Source organism: Cupriavidus sp. 8B, from assembly GCF_054589115.1.
This window is the reverse complement of record NZ_BAAILO010000555.1, coordinates 91,423-106,148: the sequence shown is the minus strand read 5'-3', so window position 1 is coordinate 106,148 and position 14,726 is coordinate 91,423. Positions and strand designations below refer to the sequence as shown.

The window sequence follows — 14,726 nt, the reverse complement described above, 5'->3', positions numbered from 1 at the left end:
GTATTTCACCGTCTGTCTCCCATGTTGTTGGTCTATTGGTTGGTGCGCGCTACATCGGCTCACCGAGGAACTTGTAGGTGTCCAGCAGCAGCGCGGCGGTTTTCTGAGCGTTGCCGACGGGGTCTTCGCGTTCCCAACGAGAAATCTGGAACGATGCTTCCCAGACGCGCTTGACACGTCGGATGCGGCGGTTGCTGTAGGCCTCGAGCGCCTGCGCGGCTGTGCCCGGGGCGGCTAGGCACTGAGCCAGCACCACGGCGTCCTCGATAGCCATGCCGCCACCCGAGGTCAGTTGGGGCGTCGGCGCGTGCGCGGCGTCGCCCATCAGTACGACACGGCCCTTGTGCCACCAGGGGCCGGGCATCAGGCAAGCGTCGAACGGGCGGAACAGTACCTGCTTGGGGTCACTCAGTTGATCGACTGCTTGGCGGATGAGCGGAGCGGTGTAGGCGGCCAGGCGTTCCTTCAGCAGCACGTCCAGCTTGTCGGCTGGCATGTGCAGCGGCTTGTCGCTGTTTTCCAGGATGAACAGGTAGCAGCTGTCCTTGGAGGTCGGAATCGCCCCGACGCCAGCGCCCTTGTGGCGGAACAACCAGAAGCCGTCGTGCTCGGGCAGGCGGGGCGCCGAGAAGCGCCAGCAGCTCTGCCCGACGAACTCGGCGTCGTACTCGGCGCCGAACACCGTGTGGCGGATCTTCGAATAGACTCCGTCGGCGCCCACCACGACGTCGTATACACCGACCTCGCCATTGCTGAAGGTAACCTTGACGCTGTCGCCCAGATCTTCCAGTTCGGTGACGGTGGTGTTGTGTTCGATCTTTGCGCCGACCTCGACGGCGGCGCTTTCGAGCACGTGAGCCAGGTCAGGGCGCTTGATGCCGATACCGGGCGGAGTGGGGTTCTCGCTGATTTGGTTACCCGTGGCGTCGAACTGGCGGAAATGGTCGATCTGCTGTCCGTGTTCCAGGCAGGGCTCGGCCAGCTCCACCTGGCGCAGAGCACGCATGGTGTTGTGCAGCAAGCAGATGCCGGTGCCGGCGGCCGAGCTTTTCGGCGCGACTTCCACGCAGTGTGTCTTGATCCCGACGCGCGCCAAGGTATATGCCGCCATCGCGCCGCCGATGCCGGCTCCCACGATCAGGGCGCTTTTCACGTCTGACATGACATTCGTCTCCTGTTGTTTGTTTGTTTTGTTTGGAAGGTGGCTTAGAAGGCGACTTCGTTTTTGCCTTTCAACTGCAAGAGCTCTCGCACTTCGTCAGGCTTGGCGATCTCCAACCCCAGCTCCGTGAGAATGGTGCGGATCTTGCGCACCTGCTCGGCATTAGATTGCGCCAGCTCGCCGCGGCCGATGTAGAGACTGTCCTCCAGGCCGACGCGCACGTTGCCGCCGAGAATTGCCGACATGGTGGCCAGCGGCATCTGATTCTTGCCGGCGGCCAGGATGGACCAGTGGTAGTCGTTGCCAAACAGGCGGTCCGCTGTGCGCTTCTGGTGCATCAGGTCTTCGGGGTGGGCGCCTTGCGCGCCGCGCAGGCCGAACACGCTCTGCACGAACAGCGGCGGTTTCACCAGACCGCGCTCCAGGAAATAGGCCAGCGTGTACAGATGGCTGATGTCGTAGCACTCGAACTCGAAACGGGTGTCGCCGGCACGACCCACGTTTTCGAGGATCCATTCGATGTCTTCGTAGGTGTTGCGGAAGATCATCCCGTTGGTGGACTGCAGGAAGGGCTTCTCCCAATCGTATTTCCAGGCGCGGTCCTTCTGCGCCATTTCGGACAGGACCAGGTTAATTGAGCCCATGTTGAGCGAACACATCTCGGGCTTGAGTGCGCGGCCGGCCTCGGCGCGTTCGGCGATGGGCATGCTGGGGCCGCCACCACCCGTGGAAATATTGATGACGGCGTCGGTGGCGTCCTTGATCTTGCCGATGAACTGGCGGAAGACATCGGGGCTGCCGGTAGGCTTGCCGGTGAGTGGATCGCGGGCATGCAGGTGGACGATGGCTGCGCCAGCCTCGACGGCTTCGATGGAGTGCTGGGCGATTTCCTCGGGCGTCACCGGCAGGTGCGGCGACATCGAGGGGGTATGTGCGCCCCCCGTGACTGCGCAGGTGATGATGACTTTCTTCATCGTTGTCTCCTGTAGGTTATTAACGGATCGAACCGTATCGTTTCACAAACAAGTGAGCTGGTCAATCGGATTTCAAGCTAGTGCTTGTAGGGGATTTCTCGGGTAGGTGTCAGCGCTGGCCGAACAGTCGGGTGCGTACCGACCGCAGATGCTCGCGCATGGCTTGCTCGGCGCGGTCGGGATTGCTCGCGCGGATGGCATCCACCAGTTGGTGATGCTCGTCGTCGGTGTCCTGACGTGGCCCGGTCATGGGGGAGTAAACCGCCTCGATGCGCGAGTCGAGGTTGACGCGAATCTGGGTGCGCATGGTGTCGTACATCATCAGCAGTAGGGCGTTGTGCGTGGCTTCTGCGATGGTGCGGTGCAGCCGCTCGTCCAAGCGCTTCCAGTGCATGAAAGGCCCCGAGGCTTCCATCTCGGACAGGCACTGCTCCAGCGCTGCGATGTCTGCAGGGGTGGCGTGGATGGCTGCTTGGGCGGCTAGCTGAGGCTCCAACACCAAGCGCGCATCCAGTAGGTCGTCCATGCTGATTGCGGCAGAGAGGCTGGTGTCATCGGCTTCTATCTGGCGCGGGCCGATGAAAGTGCCCTTGCCGACGTGGCGCCAGATTAAGCCTTCATTTTCCAGCCGCTTGAGCACCGTGCGCAGGCGTCCGCGGGACATGCCTAGCGTTTCGCCCAGCTTGGGTTCCGGCGGCAGACGCAGGTCGTCCTCTGTGCCCACGCGGGCTTGGATGTAGTCACGCAGGCGGGTGACGTCGTCATCAATCAAGTTCATGTTTGCAAATCAATCTGGTAATTGATGTGTATCATATCGGTCAATGATACATAACTGAGCTGCTAATGGTTCAGTATTTTAACCACCAAAGGAGCAATCAAATGACAAATCCTATTGCATGGGTGCTTGACCCGGCACATACCCATATCGGGTTCTCGGTTCGCCACCTCGGGCTGACCAGCACGCCCGGGGTGTTCAAGCGGTTTTCCGCGCAATTGCAGTTCGATGATCAGCGCATCGATGCATCCAGCGTGTCATTCGAAATCGATGTGGCCTCCATCGACACGGCGCTTGAGGTGCGCGATGAGCACCTGCGCGGCGCCGATTGGTTCAACACGCAGGCGCATCCTAGGGCAGTGTTCGTTTCCCGTGCGGTGCGGAGACGCGAGGGCGCGGACTTCGTGATTGAAGGCGACTTGACCCTGCGCGGCGTCACCCTGCCGGTCGCTTTTGACGCCGCGCTTAGGGGGCGCGCGGTTAATCCCTGGACCCAGGCGCCTGTGGTCGGGTTCTCGGCGGTCGCCACCATCAGTCGTGAGGCATATGGCATGGGTGCCTTTCCCGCTGCATTGTCAGATGAGGTACGCTTGAAGATCGAGATCGAGCTAACTTCACAAAATGATGCGCATCAACAAACAGATTGACACGTCATTTGTTGCAAATTAAGCTGTCCTGACTTACCCAGTCGACGACCATCATGAGCACATCCCATCCCCCTGTTTTCGTTTCAAGTGATACGGCACGGTCCGTATTTAATTGGAGGGACGCTATCCAGGCCCTGCAGGCCGCCTATTCCCAGCCCATTCCGCCCCTCTCGACGCCGGCCCGCAGCGTAGCCGCCGTCGGCAAGACGTGGTTGCGCACGCTGTCGGCCGTGCCGGTGGGCGGACGCTACTACGGTGCCAAGGTGATGGGCGCGGCGATGGGTAGCGCCAAGCCTGGCGTGGAATACGTGATTGTCCTGTTTGACCGTGAAACTAGCCGCATCGCGGGTCTGGTCGACGGCGCGCTGGTGACCGGCTTTCGTACCGCGGCCACCTCGGCCGCCGCGATTGACCGTCTGGCGCCACCGAATCCGGCGCGCCTGGCCGTGCTGGGCAGCGGGCTTGAGGCCTCGATGCACGTGCGCGCTATCGCCAGCGTGCGCGAACTGGCCGAGGTGGTCGTGTTCAGCCCGACGCCCGAGAAACGCGCTGCGTTTGCCGAAGCGGTGACGCGCGACTTGGGCGTGTCGGCGCGCGGCGTCTCCTCCGGCCAAGAGGCAGTGGACGGCGCTGACCTCGTGCTGTGCGCGGCGCGTTCGCGCGATGAGCTTCCCATCTTATACAGCGACTGGCTCAAGTCCGAGGCGACGATTGTTTCCATCGGTTCCACCGTGCCTTCGCAGCGTGAGATCGACGCCTCGGTCGTGGCGCGCAGCGACATCATCGTTTGCGACATGCTGGAAGAGGTGTTGGAGGAAACCGGCGACATGCTCGCCGCCAAAGAGGCGGGCATCGCCTTTCACGATAAGTCTTTCAGCATGGTCGACCTGATGTGCGGCAAGCTCGAAGAGCAAGTACGGGGTGCGCGGACGCGCATGTTCAAGTCGGTCGGTGGCGGTCTACAGGACATCGTGGTCGCCGAACTGATTTTGACCCGCGCACTGGAGAAGGACCTGGTGACGCGCCTGCCCATCGAATTCGAAAACAAGAGCATCTGAACAACAACCACGGAGAACACGCATCATGGCTAGTTACACCAAGAAGGAAGCCCGTGAGTGGGCAAAGCAAGCCCTTGTCGGCGTCGCCAACGTCACGATCCCGACGATGACCAATGACTTCACGCGTATCAACGAGAAGGCGATCCGCCACGACGTGCGCCTGTCCATTGAGCACGGCTTCATCGGCTCCCTGGCGGTGTCTGAAGTGCCGCTGACGCTGGAAGAGCACGATCAGTTCCAACAAATCATGGTCGACGAAGCCAAGGGCAAGCTTCTCGTCGTGCACCACGCCATCTTCAACACGCTGGAAGACAACATCGCGGCGGTCAAGCGTGCCGAAGCCAATGGCGCCGATCTGGTGCTGCTCGGCTACCCGCCGCACTTCTATCCGAAATCGCTGGACGAAGTGTATGAGTACAGCAAGGCAGTTTGCGATGCGACCAATCTCGGCGTAATCATCTTCCCGGTGCCGACTTGGGGCTTTGGCCGCCTGCATCCGGCCGACATCCCGGTGGCACTGCTACGGAAGCTGGTCGACAACTGCCCGAACGTGGTCGCGATCAAAGCCGAGGGCGGCATGCCGTACTTCATGTCTGCCATTGAGGTGCATCGCAATTTCCACAAGGAAGTGGTGATTTCCTCGCCGCTAGAATACGAATACATCCCGCTGGCACAGGTTCTCGACATTCCGTTCTGCGGTACCAATTACAGTGCCTTCTTCGGTCCGTGGATTCCCCGTGCGCACAAGCTGATCCGCGAAGGCAAATACGATGAGGCTACCGAGCTGTACTACAAGCTCGAGCCAATGCGCCGCGCGGTGTCCGCACTGGGCTTCGGTGGTCAGGGCCTGTCCAACCGTCTGTTGTGGAAGTACCAAAGCTGGCTGCAGGGGTACAACGGCGGCCCGATCCGACATCCGACCGCGCGCGTGCATGGCAAGGACATGGCGTTGCTGCGAAACGCTACTCAAGCGGCCGGCCTAAACCCGACCAGTTCGCCGGACGAAGAATTCTTCATCGGTCGCAACCCAGTCTGAGGTATAGCCATGAGTGACATGAAGAAACTACCGCTGAAGGATCCGGACCTGCTGCGCCAGGCCATGCTTATCGACGGCAAGTGGGTGCAAGCCGACAGTGGACAGACCATTGATGTCGTCAACCCAGCTACCGGCGAACTGGTGGCGTGCGTCCCCAACGGCGGCGCGGCAGAGACCAGGCGTGCAATCGAGGCGGCCGAGCGCGCCATGAGCGGCTGGCGCAAGACTTTGCCCAAGGAGCGTGCCAAGGTGCTGCGCAAGCTGTACGACCTGATGCTCGAGAACATCGAGGACCTGGCCGTCATCATGACCGCTGAGCAGGGTAAGCCGCTGGTCGAGTCGCGCGGCGAAATCCTCTACGCTGCCGGCTTCATCGAGTGGTTCTCGGAAGAGGCACGCCGCGTTTACGGCGACATTATTCCGCAGAACGTGGACGGCCGCCGCATCCTGGCACAGAAGGCGCCCATAGGCGTGTTTGCGGCAATCACGCCGTGGAACTTCCCCTCGGCGATGATCACCCGCAAGGCTGGCCCGGGCTGGGCCGTGGGCTGCGCTGGCGTCATTAAGCCCGCCAGCCAGACGCCGCTGTCGGCTCTGGCGTTGGCCGTTCTGGCTGAGAGAGCGGGCCTGCCACCAGGCGTGTGCAATGTAGTCACCGGCTCGGCCCGAGCCATTGGTGGAGAACTGACGGCTAATCCCGTCGTGCGCAAACTGTCGTTTACGGGCTCCACTGAAGTGGGTGCGCAGTTGTTGGCCCAATGTGCGCCGACCATCAAGAAGACAAGCATGGAGCTGGGTGGCAACGCGCCCTTTATCGTGTTCGACGACGCCGACCTGGACGCCGCTGTGAAAGGCGCGCTGGCGGCCAAATACCGCAATACTGGCCAGGCCTGTGTCGCGGCGAACCGCTTGTTGGTGCAATCCGGCATCTACGACGCTTTTGCGAAAAAGCTGGCCGAAGCCACAGCCGCACTGAAGGTCGGCAACGGCATGGAAGAGGGCGTGGTGCAGGGGCCGCTGATCAACGAGGACGCGGTGCTCAAGGTCGAGGAACACATCACCGACGCCGTGTCCAAGGGCGCTCGCGTGGTCGCCGGCGGCAAGCGGCACGAGCTGGGTGGATTCTTCTTTGAGCCCACCGTGCTGGCCGACGTGCCGCACGACGCGCTGATCTTCGAAGAAGAGACCTTCGGTCCGGTAGCGCCCCTGTTCCGTTTCGAGACAGAGGCTGAAGCAATCTCCTTGGCCAACGACACGCCGTTTGGCCTGGCTGCGTATGTTTATGCGCGCGACGTGGGTCGCATTTTCCGCGTCGTGGAGGAGCTCGAATTCGGTATGGTCGGCGTCAACGAGGGCATCATCTCGACCGAGGTTGCGCCGTTCGGCGGTGTCAAGACTTCCGGTCTGGGACGCGAGGGCTCCAAGTACGGAGTCGACGACTACCTGGAAATCAAGTACGTGGCTCTTGGGGGTATTTAATATACGATACGAGTCGTATAATATTTGACCAAAAAAAGCCAGCAAGGCTGGAGGAGACAAAGTTATGTACAAGGCCTTAAGCCTAGAGGGCAAGGTCGCCATCGTCACGGGCGGAGCGGGCGGTATCGGCCACGCCGCAATCGAACTGATGATAGGCCGTGGCGCGCGCGTCGCCATTGCCGACATCGCGCTGGATCGCGCGCAAGCGGTCGCTGCGCAGTACGGCGATGCCGCGATTGCCATCGGCATGGATCTCTCCGACGAGGCCTCGATCAAGGCCATGGTCGCGCGTGCGGTCGAACATTTCGGCCGCCTCGACATCTTGCACAACAATGCCACCGCCGTCGGCCAGCAACTGGTCGCCGCCGATAACGGCATCGGTGAGATGGCGACCGAAACCTGGGACACCTTCTTCAACACCAATTGCCGCGGCACCATGATCGTGACCCGTGAAGCGCTGCCACACCTGGTCAAAAGTGGTAATGGAGCCATCGTCAACACCGTGTCCGGCATGGCCTTGCAAGGCAACATCCGATTCCACGCCTACAGTGCGACCAAGGCCGCGATGATGCAGATGACGCGTGCTGTGGCCACGGCCTACGGGCGCAAAGGCGTACGCTGCAACGCGGTCGCACCAGGCTTGGTGATGACCGAAACCGTGGCCAAGGATTTCCCCCCAGCGATGCTCAAGCTGGTGCTGGATGAAACCCCACGTGATCGCGTCGGCGCACCGGAAGACATTGCAGAAGCCGTGGCCTTCCTGGCTTCGGACGCAGCACGAAACATCACTGGGCAGACGCTCGTTGCCGATGGTGGCGTGTCGATCCACATTCCGGGCTTTTCTGCATACCGCGAATTTTTCGGAGATTGAGGATGGGTTTTGAAGACCTCCGGTTGAGCCGCCGCGCGTTGCTCATCGCCACTGGCAGCGTCACGGCGCTAGCAGCGCTTGCGCATCCTTCGATGTTTGTTGCTGGAATCTCCGCACCAAAGAATGAGTCAAGTCCTTTCGACATCCGTTACATCGTCACGGATCGTCGTTTTTCGGAAAGTTTGGCGCATGCCAGGGCGCTGGCAGTGCAAGGTGGCACGACGCTTGACGTGAGCGGCGGCCTGACCCGGCTGTGGCAGGAGAATCTGCAGCCGCTGTGGCAACGGCGCGAAGGCGCCGTTGCCGGCCTGACCACGCGCTCGGTGTGGCACTGCCTCGCGGAGCAAGCTCGTAGTCATGCGCTTCGTACCCGTGTACTGACGCCGCTGGGTAACGACGATGGCCATCCCGACGACCTCCTTTCCTGGATCATCGCCTGACGCCATGAGAACTCCACCGAACGTATCTCCGCAAGTCTTCGCCACTGCACTGCGGGAATTCGCCAATGTCGTCGGCAAGGACTGGGTATTCACCAGCGACGAAGACCTATTCCCGTACAAGGATTCCTATTCACCCCTGCGCGACACAGAGATTGACCGCAGCGCTTCGGCTGCGGTCGCGCCGGCCTCGGTCGAGGACGTGCAGGCGGTGGTGCGCATCGCCAACAAGTACAGGATTCCGCTGTACACCATCTCCACCGGCAAGAACCTCGGCTACGGCGGTTCGGCGCCAAACCATTCCGGCAGTGTGGTACTCGACCTCAAGCGTATGAATCGCATCATTGAGGTCAACGAGAGCAACGCCTATGCCATCGTTGAGCCCGGCGTAAGCTATTTCGACCTGTACAACTACCTCCGCGAAAAAGGGCTGAATCTGTGGCTGGACGTGGCCGACCCGGGCTGGGGCAGCGTGCTTGGCAACGCTCTCGACCATGGTGTGGGTCACACCTTGTCGCGCTACCGCAACCATTTCGACGCGCATTGCGGTATGGAAGTGGTGCTGGCCAATGGTGAGTTGGTGCGCACCGGTATGGGTGCGCTGCCCGGATCCAAGACCTGGGCGCAGTACCGGCACGGCATGGGGCCGGTGGTGGACGGTATCTTCTCACAGTCCAATTTTGGTGTTGTCACCAAAATCGGCATGTGGCTGCTGCCCGCGCCGGAAGCCTTCATGGAGGGCATGATTTTCGCCCCGCGCTATGAGGATCTGCATCCGCTGGTTGAATTGCTTAAGTATGCCGAAAACACCGGCTTGGCTCCCGGCACGCCGGAGTTGCTCAGTCCTTTGCTTGGCGTCAGCAACAAGACCAAGAACCTTGTCGAAGCCTTCTACAAGGGGCCGCCTCAGTTGCCGAAGCGGCAGGCTGATCTCGTCGCCCAATCCAGGGTTGGCTACTCCGATGAATTGGCGAAGTACGGCGCGGACAACAAGATTCCGTACTGGGGCCTGAGCCTGAAATTCTACGGCCCGTCGAAGGTGGTAGCTGCGCAGTGGGAAGCGGTGAAGGAGCTGGCGAGCAAGGCCATCAAGAATGTCGCCTTCCAGGATGGCCCCATCCAGAGCGATCCGCGCAAGGCTGCCGACGACTGGACTTTCTATCCGCAGGATGTGGGCGTGCCGAACATGGATTTCTTCGGCATGGGCACGCGCGCCGGCGGCAATCCGAATCCGATGCGCGGCCACATGTGGTTCTCGCCGGTCATTCCGCAAACTGCGGACGGCATCCTCGAAGCCAACCGCGTGTTCGACGAAGCCGCCCGCACCATTCCTGCTTTGCAGAAAGTTCCGATCTGGAACCTCAGGCCGTTCGCGCTGCCTGCGCCCTTCTATGAACGGAATTTCCTGTTCATCGTCGGCTTCCCGATCACCGATGACAAGGAATTGAACAAGTCCATCGTCGTGGCGTACAGAACACTGCTCGACATCGGTGCGAAGCATGGATGGGGCGAATACCGCTGCCATCCGGAGTTCCAGGATCAGGCCATGGGTCTGTATTCGTTCAACAACAACAGCCTGCTGCGCCTGCACGAAACCATCAAGGACGCCATTGACCCGAACGGCATCCTGTCTCCAGGCCGTTATGGCATCTGGCCGAAGAAGCTGCGCAAAGGCGAGAAATGATGACGAACCTCAACACGATATTGGCGGCGGCGATGGTGGCCTGGGCAACCTCCGCCATGGCCTATGACACCACGACCTTGAACGCGCGAGGCAAGCAAGTATTCGACAAATCGTGCGCGTCCTGTCACGCAGCCGGCGACCGTATGCCCGGTACTGCGTCGTTGGAGGCCAAGTATGGTGGCAGCATCCCCGCCGCGCTGGAAGAGCGCAAGGACATGAACCCAGATTTCATCCGCTATTTCGTGCGCAATGGCGTTCTGATCATGCCGTCATTCCGCAAGACCGAGATCAGCGACGCCGACCTGGTCGCACTGGCCGCATATCTGAGTCATCAATAGGAATTCGGATGAAATACGAAGCAAACATCAGCAAGGGTCCGTGCGCCGGCCGCTTGCAAGACAAAGTCGCGCTTGTCACGGGCGCCGGCGGCGGCCAAGGCCAGATCGTCTCGCTGCTGTTCGCCGAGGCGGGCGCCAAAGTGTGTGCCAGCGACATCAACCCGGCCACGCTGGAGCAGACCCGCGCCCTGGCCGAGCAGCGCGGCCTCAAAATCGACGTCGCCACGGTGGACGCGTCCTCGCCGGAACAGGTCAACGCCTGGGTCGACGGCGTGATGCAAAGGCAAGGCCGCATCGACGTGCTCTACAACAACGGCGCGGGCGTGCACATGGCACCATTCGCAGATATGACTTTCGAGCAGTGGAAGGAAACCATCCGGCTGGAGTTGGACGTCATCTACTTGCCCACCAAGGCTGTCTGGCCCATCATGACCAAGCAGAAGGGTGGCTCCATCATCAACATCGCCTCCTGCGCAGGCATGTTGGCCGCCGAGGGACTGGGCACAACCGCGCACGCCGCTGGCAAGGGTGGCGTGATCGCGCTGACCCGGCAGTTGTCACTGGAAGGCGCGCCGCACTGGATTCGCGTGAACTGCATTTCGCCCGGCCCAATCATGGGTCCCGCGCTGCAGCGTCCCTACGACGAAAGCCCGTATTTCCGCAAGTTGTTCGACAGCACGCCGTCACTGGACAGGCACGGCTATCCGCTGGACATTGCCTATGCGGGCTTGTTCCTGGCTTCCGACGAATCCACCTTCATCACCGGGATCAATCTTCCCATTGACGGCGGCGCGACCAGCAAGGTTGGCGCGATGATGGGCAGGAGCTGAACGATGACAAAGGCCAATGTGCTTGCAAGCCCCCTCAAGATCAACAACCTGGAAATCAAGAACCGCATCATCCTCGGGCCGATGGCGGTGCTGCGCCCGACTGCAGACGGCCGGCCCAGCGACCAGACCCTTGCGTTTCTGACGCGACGCGCCAAGGGTGGCGTGGGCCTTATCATTGTCGGCGGCTCGGTGGCGAGCGAACGGGCGTGGAACGAGTCACCGTTCTCCCCGAACATCCGCTATGACAAGGACGAATTTATCCCCGACCTCAAGCAACTCACGGATGCCGTGCATGCGTACGGCACACCGGTCTTCGCGCAGCTCTTCCCGAGCTTCGGCCGCATGGGTGTGCCCCGCAACGGCAACTGGATATCGTCGGCGAGCCCGAAGCCGGTCGACATGGGGGCGGGCAGCCTGCCAGAAAACCTCTATATTCCGGGCGGCCGCGTCACGCCGCTGCCCAAAGAGGCCACGATCGGTGAGATTAAGGAACTGGAAGCTGCGGTCGTCTCCGCGGCGCGCCGTGCCAAGGCGGCAGGCTTCGACGGAGTCGAGATTGGCGCGCACATGTGCTATTTCTACTCATCGTTCCTTTCGCCGCTCGCAAACCAGCGCACGGATGAATATGGAGGCTCGGCCGAGAACCGCGCCCGGGCGCTGCACGACGTGGTCGCCGCGGTGCGTGCGGAGGTCGGCCCCGATTATCCGGTCGGCATTCGCATGAGCGTTAATGATCACATGCCCGATGGTCAGGGGCCGCAAGGCTTCGCGGAGGTGGCCGCGCACATCGTCAAGGCCGGCGTGGATTTCATTTCGCTCAGCGAAGGCAACTATGAGTCCATGGGTGAGAACGTCACGAGCATCTCTGGCAACATGCTCGCGCACGGCGAGCCGCAGGCTTTCCGCAAGGCGGTGGGCAGGGATGTTCGGCTGTTCCTTTCCAGCACGCCCGATCCGAAGCAGGCCGCCGAGGCTATCGAGGCCGGGCATGTCGACGCAAGCATGCTCGCCCGGCAGATGCTGGCTGACCCGGACTACGCCGTGAAAGTTGCCGAGGGACGCGAGCGGGAAATCGTGTGGTGTGACCACGCAAATTCTTGCCTACGCCGGCTAATCCTCAACGTCCCGGTCGCTTGCCATAAGAATCCGGAGATGGGCCGCGAGGATACCGGCGCCACGCGATCCAGCCTCGTCCAGAACGCAATCGTGTGGGCCACCGGCAACCGGACGCTGATGACATTGGCCGACAAGCTGGTTCGCATGGCCCAAAAATAATCAACGCGGACGAAGTGGGCCTTCATATGTTCGCCAAGCGGGCCTGGGTGCTCGCCCCTGCGCGGGGCGGCCGAGGTCTCTACAAGGCCGGCATCAGTACCGCGCTGCTTGCCGAGGGGCGCCGCTCGGTCTCATTGCGCTCGTGGCATAACACGGGGATCGACTAATGGCGAGGCGGACAGCTCTGGAGGCGGATCAGACCCGGCTGACCATTATGTGCGCCGCTGTGCAAATGTTCTGCTCCGCAGGTTATGCAGATACTACGTTGGAGGCAATCGCCCGCCTTGCAGGAGTGACCCGAGGCGCTGTGTACTGGCACTTCGAGAGCAAGCAAAGGTTGCTGGAGAGCGTGTGCCACGATGCCGCGGAGGCTTTCGAGGAAGCCTTTTCGACGGGCTCGCCTTCCTCGCCGCTCCAGGCGATGGTGGCTACTGCCGAGTCCCTGTTTCGCACCGTGGCCGGGCGGGGCGACGCTCTGAATATCAGCGCGCTGCTCTTCAAATGGGGCCGGCATGGCGGTCCCGATATCATCCGCGACCAGCGCATCGCGCTCAGCGTCCGGTTGCGCAACCATGCCGGCGGCTGCCTTGAGCACGCCATCGCTGCGCGGCTGTTGCCAGCGGAGACCAATATACCGACGGCGGCGTTTGCCTATGAGGCCTATGTGTTCGGGATCGTGGAAAGCTGGCTCTTAGAGCCGAGCTTTGACCTGGCCGCGCGAGCGGGCGAACTGGCGGGCAAGACGGTTGCTCTGGTTGGGGCGTTACAGTCACTCCTTTCAAGGTGATTAGACGACACGTCCAGCCTTGATGACACGGGCGGTAGAAACATGCCGCCGTGCTACGCATCCGGCCACATAGCCTTTCTTCTTCGGCGCTTTCGGTCCCCGCGCATGTTTGCGCATCGCGCGGGGATCAACGTGCGTCGCCATGGTGATCAACTCGCGACCGAGCTGAGCTGGGGTGAGGAGATCATAGGCCTGCCACACCTCGGGCGGCACCGCGATCATCATGCCGGCATACGTTGCCCGGATCTCGCTGGCGAGGTAATACGGTGAGAGCTCGATGTCGCTGGTATCCAGCTCATGCCGGATTCTCACCGCACTAGCAATCACGCTCAGTACGTTATACGCGAGCGCCGCCACGCCGAAGGCCGGCAGCGCCGCGCGCGATTGGCTCAACGAGCGAATCTCACTGTTGAGCACCGATTCCAGCCGCTGAAACAGATTCTCGATGCTCCAGCGTCGCCGGTATAGCCGGGCGACCGCCTCGGCCGTTAGATGGGCGGCGGGACATTGGTCAGCAGGCATTAACGCAAACATGCTGTTCACGTGGCGCCGGCGCTATCGAGCGCAGCAGCAGTAGGAAGCTAGCGCTTCCTACTGCGCCGTCCACCCTCCATCCATCGCCAGCGCTGCACCGCGGATTTCTGCGCCAAGCGGCGAGCACAGCGTCAGCACCAAATTGCCGAGTTGCTCCGGCGTGACAAACTGTCCTGACGGTTGCTTCTCCGCGAGCAGGCGCTGCTGCGCGGCATTCCTCGAAATGTCATCCCTAGCCGCGATGTCGGCGATCTGCTGTGCGACCAGCGGCGTCAGCACGAAGCCGGGACAGATCGCGTTGCAGGTGATGCCTGTGCGCGCCGTCTCCAGCGCCGTCACCTTGGTCAGTCCAACCAGTCCGTGCTTGGCGGCCACATAGGCCGACTTGCCGGCGGAGCCAACCAGCCCGTGCACCGACGCGATATTGACGATCCGCCCCCAGCCGCGCGCGCGCATACCGGGCAATGCATGGCGGATGGTATGGAAGCTCGACGTCAGGTTGATCGCCAAGATGGCGTCCCACGAATCGGGCGGAAACGATTCGACCGGCGCGACGTGCTGGATGCCGGCATTGTTGACCAGAATGTCGACGCCGCCGAAGCGTTCGGCAGCCGCGTGCACCATGGCCTCAATTTGCTGGGGTTGGCGCATGTCGGCGGGGTGGTGGATGGCGGCTGCGCCGCTGGATTGCACGGTGGACAGCGCGCCGGCCACGTCACCGTAGCCGTTCAGCACGATATTGGCGCCGGCATCGGCCAGCGTCCGGGCAATTCCCAGGCCGATGCCGCTGGTCGAGCCGGTGATGAGGGCGGTCTTTCCTTTCAGGTCGGTCATTGCTT

At 61.8% G+C, this 14,726-nt stretch carries 16 protein-coding genes; 11 read left to right on the top strand and 5 right to left on the bottom strand.

The window, feature by feature from the left end; all coding sequences use genetic code 11:
• Positions 1 to 49: 49 nt before the first annotated feature.
• The 3 genes from ACYP5B_RS48375 to ACYP5B_RS48365 all read right to left on the bottom strand — a co-directional run bounded on the left by ACYP5B_RS48375 (position 50) and on the right by ACYP5B_RS48365 (position 2,914).
• Positions 50 to 1,162: an FAD-dependent oxidoreductase gene (locus tag ACYP5B_RS48375; RefSeq protein WP_459574541.1), complete on the bottom strand. Its 1,113-nt coding sequence runs from the start codon at positions 1,160 to 1,162 to the stop codon at positions 50 to 52.
• A gap of 44 nt (positions 1,163 to 1,206) precedes the next feature.
• Positions 1,207 to 2,136: a beta-keto acid cleavage family enzyme gene (locus tag ACYP5B_RS48370; protein WP_459574540.1), complete on the bottom strand. Its 930-nt coding sequence runs from the start codon at positions 2,134 to 2,136 to the stop codon at positions 1,207 to 1,209.
• 109 nt (positions 2,137 to 2,245) lie between these two features.
• Positions 2,246 to 2,914: a FadR/GntR family transcriptional regulator gene (locus tag ACYP5B_RS48365; RefSeq protein WP_459574539.1), complete on the bottom strand. Its 669-nt coding sequence runs from the start codon at positions 2,912 to 2,914 to the stop codon at positions 2,246 to 2,248.
• Between the two features lie 101 nt (positions 2,915 to 3,015).
• Between ACYP5B_RS48365 and ACYP5B_RS48360 the strand changes: the two genes are divergently transcribed.
• The 11 genes from ACYP5B_RS48360 to ACYP5B_RS48310 all read left to right on the top strand — a co-directional run bounded on the left by ACYP5B_RS48360 (position 3,016) and on the right by ACYP5B_RS48310 (position 13,353).
• The gene (locus ACYP5B_RS48360; protein WP_459574538.1) at positions 3,016 to 3,558 is read left to right on the top strand and encodes a YceI family protein; all 543 of its coding nucleotides are present in this window, start codon (positions 3,016 to 3,018) and stop codon (positions 3,556 to 3,558) included.
• 53 nt (positions 3,559 to 3,611) lie between these two features.
• Positions 3,612 to 4,616 carry an ornithine cyclodeaminase family protein gene (locus ACYP5B_RS48355; protein WP_459574536.1) on the top strand — a complete coding sequence of 335 codons (1,005 nt, stop codon included), beginning with the start codon at positions 3,612 to 3,614 and terminating at the stop codon, positions 4,614 to 4,616.
• Between the two features lie 25 nt (positions 4,617 to 4,641).
• On the top strand, positions 4,642 to 5,652 hold the full coding sequence (locus ACYP5B_RS48350) for a dihydrodipicolinate synthase family protein (RefSeq protein ID WP_459574534.1): 1,011 nt from the start codon (positions 4,642 to 4,644) through the stop codon (positions 5,650 to 5,652).
• 9 nt (positions 5,653 to 5,661) lie between these two features.
• Complete coding sequence (locus ACYP5B_RS48345) at positions 5,662 to 7,131, top strand: NAD-dependent succinate-semialdehyde dehydrogenase (protein WP_459574533.1); 1,470 nt, start codon at positions 5,662 to 5,664, stop codon at positions 7,129 to 7,131.
• Positions 7,132 to 7,195: 64 nt separating this feature from the next.
• On the top strand, positions 7,196 to 8,002 hold the full coding sequence (locus tag ACYP5B_RS48340; protein WP_459574531.1) for an SDR family NAD(P)-dependent oxidoreductase: 807 nt from the start codon (positions 7,196 to 7,198) through the stop codon (positions 8,000 to 8,002).
• 2 nt (positions 8,003 to 8,004) lie between these two features.
• On the top strand, positions 8,005 to 8,442 hold the full coding sequence (locus tag ACYP5B_RS48335; protein ID WP_447431705.1) for a hypothetical protein: 438 nt from the start codon (positions 8,005 to 8,007) through the stop codon (positions 8,440 to 8,442).
• Positions 8,402 to 10,123, top strand: a complete 1,722-nt coding sequence (locus ACYP5B_RS48330; RefSeq protein WP_459574530.1) for an FAD-binding protein — start codon at positions 8,402 to 8,404, stop codon at positions 10,121 to 10,123. Before ACYP5B_RS48335 ends, ACYP5B_RS48330 begins: the two co-directional genes overlap by 41 nt.
• Positions 10,120 to 10,461, top strand: coding sequence for a c-type cytochrome (locus ACYP5B_RS48325; RefSeq protein WP_459574528.1), 342 nt, complete (start codon positions 10,120 to 10,122; stop codon positions 10,459 to 10,461). Before ACYP5B_RS48330 ends, ACYP5B_RS48325 begins: the two co-directional genes overlap by 4 nt.
• 8 nt (positions 10,462 to 10,469) lie before the next feature.
• Positions 10,470 to 11,291 (top strand): SDR family NAD(P)-dependent oxidoreductase, encoded by an 822-nt coding sequence (locus ACYP5B_RS48320; protein ID WP_459574526.1) that lies wholly within the window; start codon positions 10,470 to 10,472, stop codon positions 11,289 to 11,291.
• 3 nt (positions 11,292 to 11,294) lie between these two features.
• Positions 11,295 to 12,566, top strand: a complete 1,272-nt coding sequence (locus ACYP5B_RS48315; protein ID WP_459574524.1) for an oxidoreductase — start codon at positions 11,295 to 11,297, stop codon at positions 12,564 to 12,566.
• Between the two features lie 166 nt (positions 12,567 to 12,732).
• Entirely contained in the window at positions 12,733 to 13,353 is a 621-nt protein-coding gene (locus tag ACYP5B_RS48310; RefSeq protein ID WP_459574523.1) for a TetR family transcriptional regulator, read from the top strand.
• On the opposite strand, the gene ACYP5B_RS48305 is transcribed toward ACYP5B_RS48310, so the two are convergent.
• Together ACYP5B_RS48305 and ACYP5B_RS48300 are read right to left on the bottom strand one after the other, a co-directional pair.
• Complete coding sequence (locus ACYP5B_RS48305; RefSeq protein WP_459574522.1) at positions 13,354 to 13,887, bottom strand: transposase; 534 nt, start codon at positions 13,885 to 13,887, stop codon at positions 13,354 to 13,356. It lies immediately after the preceding gene.
• Between the two features lie 57 nt (positions 13,888 to 13,944).
• Entirely contained in the window at positions 13,945 to 14,721 is a 777-nt protein-coding gene (locus ACYP5B_RS48300) for a 3-hydroxybutyrate dehydrogenase (RefSeq protein WP_459574521.1), read from the bottom strand.
• Positions 14,722 to 14,726 lie beyond the last annotated feature (5 nt).